Annotated in this window: 8 protein-coding genes and 1 pseudogene; 4 read left to right on the top strand and 5 right to left on the bottom strand. The window is 44.1% G+C overall.

Going from position 1 to position 5796, the window contains the following annotated elements:
- Positions 1–148 precede the first annotated feature (148 nt).
- From V7L29_RS26660 to V7L29_RS26640, 5 genes and pseudogenes are all read right to left on the bottom strand, one after another.
- On the bottom strand, positions 149–2254 hold the full coding sequence (locus tag V7L29_RS26660; RefSeq protein ID WP_334737334.1) for an acylase: 2106 nt from the start codon (positions 2252–2254) through the stop codon (positions 149–151).
- Between the two features lie 99 nt (positions 2255–2353).
- Positions 2354–2665, bottom strand: a complete 312-nt coding sequence (locus tag V7L29_RS26655) for an aquaporin (protein WP_334737333.1) — start codon at positions 2663–2665, stop codon at positions 2354–2356.
- A gap of 35 nt (positions 2666–2700) precedes the next feature.
- Positions 2701–2892 carry a hypothetical protein gene (locus tag V7L29_RS26650; RefSeq protein WP_334737332.1) on the bottom strand — a complete coding sequence of 64 codons (192 nt, stop codon included), beginning with the start codon at positions 2890–2892 and terminating at the stop codon, positions 2701–2703.
- Between the two features lie 4 nt (positions 2893–2896).
- Positions 2897–3235: pseudogene (locus tag V7L29_RS26645) on the bottom strand (MGH1-like glycoside hydrolase domain-containing protein); the annotation flags it as partial.
- On the bottom strand, positions 3228–3566 hold the full coding sequence (locus V7L29_RS26640; RefSeq protein WP_334737331.1) for a hypothetical protein: 339 nt from the start codon (positions 3564–3566) through the stop codon (positions 3228–3230). The gene V7L29_RS26640 and the pseudogene V7L29_RS26645, both read right to left, overlap by 8 nt.
- A 260-nt stretch (positions 3567–3826) precedes the next feature.
- Between V7L29_RS26640 and V7L29_RS26635 the strand changes: the two genes are divergently transcribed.
- The 4 genes from V7L29_RS26635 (at position 3827) to V7L29_RS26620 (ending at position 5673) form a co-directional block, all read left to right on the top strand.
- On the top strand, positions 3827–4177 hold the full coding sequence (locus V7L29_RS26635; protein WP_334737330.1) for a helix-turn-helix domain-containing protein: 351 nt from the start codon (positions 3827–3829) through the stop codon (positions 4175–4177).
- Between the two features lie 68 nt (positions 4178–4245).
- Positions 4246–4440 carry a hypothetical protein gene (locus tag V7L29_RS26630; RefSeq protein ID WP_334737329.1) on the top strand — a complete coding sequence of 65 codons (195 nt, stop codon included), beginning with the start codon at positions 4246–4248 and terminating at the stop codon, positions 4438–4440.
- The gene (locus V7L29_RS26625; protein WP_334737328.1) at positions 4437–4736 is read left to right on the top strand and encodes a hypothetical protein; all 300 of its coding nucleotides are present in this window, start codon (positions 4437–4439) and stop codon (positions 4734–4736) included. The genes V7L29_RS26630 and V7L29_RS26625 overlap by 4 nt, the downstream gene beginning before the upstream one ends.
- 22 nt (positions 4737–4758) lie before the next feature.
- Entirely contained in the window at positions 4759–5673 is a 915-nt protein-coding gene (locus tag V7L29_RS26620; RefSeq protein ID WP_334737327.1) for a hypothetical protein, read from the top strand.
- The last annotated feature ends 123 nt before the right edge of the window (positions 5674–5796 follow it).

Here is a 5796-nt window from a genome sequence, read left to right as displayed (position 1 = left end):
CTGCTTCCCTGCGTAGCGTAACCATCTGTGTTACTTACTATTTTCGATTTTATTCCTGATTATACTCTCCCCGTAGTAACAAAAGAGGGTTAATGGTTCGATAGCTTTCTTGTCGATTCCCTCAAGTGACGTACTCACGCTTACTGATTCAGAATACTTTACGTTCTTCTAGATGAGCAAGAATATCAGAACGATCGCGCCACACAGAACGCAATTTTTTGTTGGCGAACATATGTAACTGGTCGCTAATATGGGGCGATCCACCTTGAGTTGCATTGCCATAGCTAATTATTGCCATTGCCCGTACTGGGTTAGAAAATTCAATCGCAGCAATATAGGAATCACCCGCAACGGCTTTAAACTGATCCTTTTCTGCAGGCGCAAAATAGAGTACACGAAAAATTCCCAGACCACCATCCGCACCATTGCCAGGCAAATCCACATCACCCAACCGTAGCCTAAAAACCTTGCCCCAGGGTACATCAATCTCCCCATAAGTTATTTCTATCTGTGCTGCTACTGCTTGCAGAGTTGCAACTGCACTTTCAGGATTAGCTAAACCATCAGGTGTGGTGAGTGGAGAATTTTCATTCCAGGGTTTACTAAACGCCTTATCTAAGTGCATCTGTTCTACCCAAAAGGCAAATAATACCGCCCCGCGACTATCTGCATTGGCTTGCCGATCCCAGGCTTCCAGGACATTAGCTGCTTGCTGCCCTAAGTCCTGACCGTACTTGCGTGCAGCCGGAATTAAATCATCCAAAATCCGATCAGCCAGTTCCATGCGAGTAGAGTACTTGTCTGCAACCATTTTATCGAAAGAGATTTTTTTATCTTCAGCTAACATCTTTACAGAACGTTGTGACCGGAAATCCATGAAACGAGGAGCCATGTAACGTGGGTAATTATCTGCTTTAATGGCCGCTGGAAATGTAGTTGTCCAAGGTGGGTCATTTGTATTTTGTAACCAGCCGCTCTTCGGGTCAACGATGCGCGGCAAATCTTTGTAAGGATGAATTTTTGTCCACAAGGTTTTAGATGTATTTCCTGGGATTATACCTTGCCAATATTTAAAATCACCCCTAGAGCGCACTGGAACTTGACCGTTAAATAGGTGCATAATATGCCCTTCTCTATCCGCATACATCACAGTAAACATTGGCAATTGCAAGCGCTGGAGTGTCTTTTCAAACTGGGAAAAGTTTTTTGCTCGTGCCATATCCCACCACTGCTGAAGTACACCCGGTCGGTCAAGACCTGCAACTCTCAGCGCCACAACTTTACCATTTTTCTCGACGATCACAGGCCCGTGGACAGAACTTTTCACTACTAATGGTTGCTCTTGCAAGGAGCCATCTTTCTGCTTCACTTTTAAGGAAAGAGTTTTGGAAAGGAAGTTATGAACTTTGTCATCAAAGCGGTATCCATTACCTGCCAGTGTGAGTTCATAAATATCCCAACCATCATAGGTGTTAACGGTGTGAGTCCAACCTAAGTTGTTGTTAAATGCGATCGCTAATACGGGAATACCTACAAGTGTTGCCCCATAAGCATCAATTCCTGGTGCAGTGATTTGGGCTTCATACCACAAAAATAAATCTGACCAAGGTAGGTGTGGGTTTGCTAGCAACATCGCCTTCCCATTGGCAGAATGAGTTGGTGCGATCGCCCAACCATTAGATCCTGCTTGCAACTTTTCTTTGCTCAGGTCTAATACTTCCTCTGGATTGACAACAAAGGTGAAATTTAGTACCCGATGTAAGTGAGCCATAACATCTTCTGCCTTGACTGGTAGCACCATCTCAACTTGATCATTAATCAAGTCAGGATTTTGGGAAGCATAAGCATTAATCCCAGTTGCAAAAGCATCGAGATAACTACGAAAAGTTGGACTCTGTGCCTTGTACCAAGAACGGGCGCGTTCTGGGACTCCCGTAGTCTGTACCCAACGATCTGAATCCAGGTTTTTCTCTCCCCAATATTCAGCCGCGCGTCCCCGTGCTTGACCATAAAGACGCAAAAGCAAATCTCCATGACTTTGCATTTGTGCCCAACCAAAGGCATAAAATGCACTTTGGTCATCTTTTCCATAGATGTGCGGCACACCATAGGTATCCCATAATATCTCTGTGGATTTTGTTGGTACTGCTATCGTGCGGTTTCCGATAAACAAAACCAGTATCAAACTGAGTATAAAGGGTAAAACGCGTATTGATTTTCTTTTATAAACCCTAAGTAAACTATCAATCCTCATGAACACCACCATGTACAGATGTAAAGCCTGGTGACTAAAACTCCTATTGGGCATTGGTTATTCTCCTTGTCCCCTTGTCCCCCAATCCCCAGTCCCCTCTTAGCACGCAAGTGACTTTGACAAAGCAGATTTAAGTTGATCTAACAATACCACTTTGTTGAGAAAACATATCGAGAATAATATTATGAAAGCGATCGCTAGTTCGCCTAACACTGCACCGAGCCAGCCCAGAGAGCCAGGAACCGTGACAATATAACGGATCGGCGATTGGGTAAATTCTGCCCCAAATGCTAATGCCACTAAATAAATACCAGGCAATCCACCCAGACATTGAAACAGGATATAGAACACTGCATCCTGCCGCTTGACTTTGCCCAGATGGTAGAACGTTAAGGTCACTGCTGGGTTCATGTGGGCACCAGACTGTCCACCCCAAGGAGAATAGATCAGGCGATCGCCGTTGTCCTCATTACAATCCCAATTAAAAATCGCCGCAGATCGCCATTGGGAAGGGCTTGATGTATAGGTGAAGATGGATACTCAAACACGATGGTAAACACACCTGCCACGATCAAAAATATTCCCAGCAGTGCCGCTTCCATCAGGTATTCCGGCAGGTGTTTTCTAAAGTTTTCCATACTGTCACTCCTTGGCACGATATTCGGCATTGTGCAGAATCATGGTAGCAGCCAAGCCTGTCCAGCCAGTTTGGTGACTGCCTCTAATTCCAGCACCATTGTCGCCATGAAAATATTCGTGGAATAAAATGTAGTCGCGCCAGTAGGGATCGGTTTGAAAAGTTTCAGTGCCGCCATAGATGGGACGGCGACCGGATTCATCACGTTGGAACAATCCCACTAAGTGTTGAGAAAGGGCGATCGCCACTTCTCGTAGAGTCATTTCATTTCCCGATCCAGTCGGACATTCGACTTTGAAACTGTCCCCGAAGTAGGAGTGAAATTGCCAAAGAGATTCAATAAGGTTGTGTTGCTAAGTCGTCATAATCCTCGGCAATGTAGGCGATAAGTTCTTTCCCACAGTAGACCTCATAGTGATAGGAATTGATTTCGACCGTTGTCAGTGGTTCGGGAGCGATGGCTTGGGCTTGGGCAGTGATGAACCCGTTGAGTTCGGCTTGTTCGTCAGCGACTTTGTGAGTTTGGGCAGATTGATGCGTAATGATTGCGTTTACCCAGGTGTCAGCCGCTCTTTTGTCGCCAGTGGGTTTAACGCCGCGTTCGGTAGCGATTCTTTTAAGGCGGGGAAGGTTATAACAGGAAAGGGCTTGCTCGGTGTATGTGACATGGGTCATAATTGAAATCTCCATAATTAATTGGAACAAAAGGCGATCGCGGAAGTTTCTCAGGCTTAGTCGGTCGTCTTCTGTATTTGTTTTTTCTTTGCATACTACTTATGGTAGCGCTACTGTAAGTAGTCAGCAATAGTCTAAAGTCAACTTTTGTATTACGATTAGTGATGCTACTCTTAGTAATCATTAAAATTGCTCATGGATACACACACTATAGATAACCAACTGAAAGTAGTGCTACTTTAAGGAGTAAGAATTAGGAAATGCCTGTGCTTGTAAAACTGAAAAAGACGAGAGAAGCTAAAGGCTTGTCTCAAAATGAGCTAGCGAGGAAAACTGGTTACAGCCTGCAAAATATTCAAAAAATTGAACAAGGAAGAGCTGCCTCAATTACATTTGATGCTTTGGGGAGATTTTGCGAAGTACTTGAATGTCAGCCTGGAGATATTTTGGAATGGCGACCAAACAATATTGATGACAAAACTGGCCACTCATCAAATGATGAGGTGTTAAAAACTGCTTCAGAGGAAGTAGAAGGAAAAAGTGAGTCGCCAAAATCAATAAAACGTCAAGCACACATGATTGTCATTGATGGCAATAGAGGTGCGGCATGAAAAAAATTGCACAATAGCCAAATAAGGATGATTCTGAGAATAAGGTTGCTATTGACAAGAAAAACGGCATGACTGAACAGAACGAATCTAATCAGGATAGAATACTTGACAAAAAGCAAGAATCGTCTGATCAAACTGTTGATTACGACTGGCGCGATTCCTCAAAACCTTGTAATCCTGAAGATGATGTAATTGTGGACGGTTGGCGGCGACGTGCTGATGGAACTTTTGAGAAAATTGAAGATACAGAGGCAAAGCAATGACATCGTTTATATGTGACCAAATCATAGATTTTGAGGCCGCCAGTACTTATGAAGCTCAAGATATTGAAAGGCTCATAGAGCAAGTAAAAATTTTGGTAGCAGAGTCAGAAGAAAGCAAAGTTGTGATTTTACTGAGAAATGCTCATTACCTAACTACCAGAGCATTTGTGATTCTTTACAACTATATTCAAGAACCTTTTTCGACAAATGCAGTGTTTGTACTGGTTTCTAGTGATAAATCCCGAATATTTCCTCCTTTACTTGATTTGGTAGAGCATCGACAGTCAGCCGCTTAAATATTAGCCTAGAGGTGGCTTTATGGATAAATCAACCCGTAAGAGCAACAAAGCCACCTCTGCCGCATTTACCAATTCAACTTCAGCAGCTAACTCTGCAAACGAAGATATCTCCCAGCAAGAAGACCCAGGTTCAGCGACAATTACGGTTACTGCTGTTGAAGTTCCAGAGTTAACGGAGGAGGAAATTAGCGATCGCCTTCACCTAGAGCGTAAAGTTGAAAGAGCATTTTTTGAAGCGGGGAAGGCGCTGACGGAGTTACGTGATCGCAGATTATATCGTTCCACGCACGGTACTTTTGAGGAATACTGCCGCGATCGTTTTGGTTATAGCCGACGACAACCCTACCTTTTAATGGAAGCAGCAGTGATTTTTGATAATTTACTGGAAAATTGTGATCGGAACGATCACATTCTGCCGACTAATGAGTGGCAAATCAGGCCACTGTCCAAGCTAGACCCGGACATTCAACCCGAAGCATGGGAGCAAGCCGTAGAGTCTGCTAAAGGTAAAGTACCATCTCATCGTATTGTCAAAGATGTAGTGCAGAGGATCATGGAGCGCACGAAAGTAGCAAACACCTACCAAATCGGCGAAGTGTGCCAAATTTTAGCCAAAGACAATCCAGAACTCAGATGCAAGGGTGGGTGCTGGGGCATCGTAAACTATGTGGGCGAATTCAGTTGCACTGTCAGAACCTGGGATAGCGAGTATACGGTTGGGTTGCAACACTTGAAGTCTTTCAACTACCTGCCGAACGAATGTGAGCAGATGCAGGTGATTTGTGATCGCATTGGTCGAGTGTATTCGAGTGCGTTGGAGGAGACAGTCAAAAGTCTGTTGCAGTCGTTGGGTAAACTGAACCGTCCTTATCTGACTGCTGTGGAAGAGAAATTGTTGACTCTTGTAGAGTCGGAGTATGGGAGAATAACCTGAACAATTTTGGCAAATTGGCATCCAATGCCTTTCTGACTTTTCCCGTTAAGTCTCTTTTGCAAGCTGCCAACCCTCACAGAGATCGTGTAATTTTAACCAACCTCGCCACAGTACTTGAATGCC

The sequence above is a fragment of the Nostoc sp. genome (assembly GCF_036916575.1).
Taxonomy (GTDB): domain Bacteria; phylum Cyanobacteriota; class Cyanobacteriia; order Cyanobacteriales; family Nostocaceae; genus Nostoc.
This window is presented reverse-complemented; position numbering and strand designations above follow the sequence as displayed.

What these genes read in the sequence shown, in the direction of transcription:
- V7L29_RS26660 (WP_334737334.1), bottom strand. Translation starts at nt 2,254, where the DNA reads ATGAGGATTGATAGTTTACTTAGGGTTTATAAAAGAAAATCAATACGC.
- V7L29_RS26655 (WP_334737333.1), bottom strand. Translation starts at nt 2,665, where the DNA reads ATGAACCCAGCAGTGACCTTAACGTTCTACCATCTGGGCAAAGTCAAG.
- V7L29_RS26650 (WP_334737332.1), bottom strand. Translation starts at nt 2,892, where the DNA reads ATGGAAAACTTTAGAAAACACCTGCCGGAATACCTGATGGAAGCGGCA.
- V7L29_RS26640 (WP_334737331.1), bottom strand. Translation starts at nt 3,566, where the DNA reads ATGACCCATGTCACATACACCGAGCAAGCCCTTTCCTGTTATAACCTT.
- V7L29_RS26635 (WP_334737330.1), top strand. Translation starts at nt 3,827, where the DNA reads ATGCCTGTGCTTGTAAAACTGAAAAAGACGAGAGAAGCTAAAGGCTTG.
- V7L29_RS26630 (WP_334737329.1), top strand. Translation starts at nt 4,246, where the DNA reads ATGACTGAACAGAACGAATCTAATCAGGATAGAATACTTGACAAAAAG.
- V7L29_RS26625 (WP_334737328.1), top strand. Translation starts at nt 4,437, where the DNA reads ATGACATCGTTTATATGTGACCAAATCATAGATTTTGAGGCCGCCAGT.
- V7L29_RS26620 (WP_334737327.1), top strand. Translation starts at nt 4,759, where the DNA reads ATGGATAAATCAACCCGTAAGAGCAACAAAGCCACCTCTGCCGCATTT.